The organism is Mesorhizobium sp. B1-1-5 (assembly GCF_006443065.1).
Lineage (GTDB): Bacteria > Pseudomonadota > Alphaproteobacteria > Rhizobiales > Rhizobiaceae > Mesorhizobium.
Map to the genome: position 1 here is coordinate 1 of NZ_VFWS01000524.1, position 1,180 is coordinate 1,180.

General features: G+C 64.8%; 2 protein-coding genes. Both read right to left on the reverse strand.

Annotated features, from left to right (window positions below; all coding sequences use genetic code 11):
* Positions 1–600 (reverse strand): YicC/YloC family endoribonuclease (locus tag FJ980_RS32960; protein ID WP_140547593.1); only part of this gene is annotated, 600 nt, incomplete at its 3' end.
* Between the two features lie 166 nt (positions 601–766).
* A partial coding sequence (gene mltG / locus FJ980_RS32965) for an endolytic transglycosylase MltG (protein ID WP_140547594.1) occupies positions 767–1,180 on the reverse strand: 414 nt, incomplete at its 5' end.

Here is a 1,180-nt window from a genome sequence, read left to right on the forward strand (position 1 = left end):
ATCCATCAAGAGCCGCACCTGTTCGGCGAGGCGCTCGCGGATGGCCGCCGGTTCGCGCGACGGATCCGCTTCAGCGCCCAGCGTCAGCGCCTCGATGGCGTCGATGTGGCCCAGCAGAAGCGTGCGAAGTGCCGCGCCCTCACCCTGGCGGGACCGCTCCAGCCCCTCCAGCGCCACATCGAGGGCCGCCATGACGGCGTTGTCGAGCGCCGTGCGCACATCCTCGGTTTCGGTGGTCTCGGGAATATCGAGCACGCCGCGCAGCGACAACAATCCGTCGGCGGTCGCAGGAGCAACACGAAATTGTTCCTCGATCCGCTTGGCGAGCCCGGCCAGGTCCTTGAGGAAGGCCTCGTTGACAACGGACTGGGACTGCATTCCGACGGCGCGCGTGATGGTCAGCGTCGCCTGAAAATTGCCGCGCGCGAAACGTTTCTGAAGCGTCTGCCTGATGGCCGGCTCCAGCCGCTCGAAGCCCTGCGGCAGCCGCAGCCGCACCTCGACGCTCTTGCCGTTGACGGATTTGACCTCCCAGGCAATCGAGGTGCCGTCATGCTCGGCGACAGCACGCGCAAACCCGGTCATGCTCTGCAAATTCATCGTGCCTGCATACCCCCTGGCGCGTATTACGGATACTGCGTGATCCGGCCTCGCGCACCTTCAGAAAGCCGAATGCCCGCCTGCCAATCGGCTTACGACGCGCCCCGATAAATCCAAACGCTCCTGCCTTCAACTAGCGTGGACGAGCTGGAAAAACCGTGCGCCGCTACTGGGCCGCCCCCGCGTCGCCGTCAATGGGCGCGTCGGTCTGCCCCTCCACCTTGGCATCAGCCTTGGCCGCGTCGTCGACCTGCTTCTTCTGCTGGGCTCGATAGCGCGCGACGTTTTCATTGTGCTCGTTAAGCGTGGCGGCGAAGACGTGTACGCCAGTGCCGTCGTCAACGAAATATAGGTCGTCGGTCTTTGATGGATTGGCTACCGCCTCCAGCGCCGCGCGGCCGGGATTGGCGATCGGCGTCGGCGGCAGGCCGTTGATCACATAGGTGTTGTAGGGCGTCGGCTTCTGGATGTCCGACTGATAGATCGGCCGGTCGGCGGGTTTGCCCTTGCCGCCGAACAGGCCGTAGATGATGGTCGGGTCGGACTGCAGCCGCATGCCCTTGGCCAGGCGGTTGAGGAA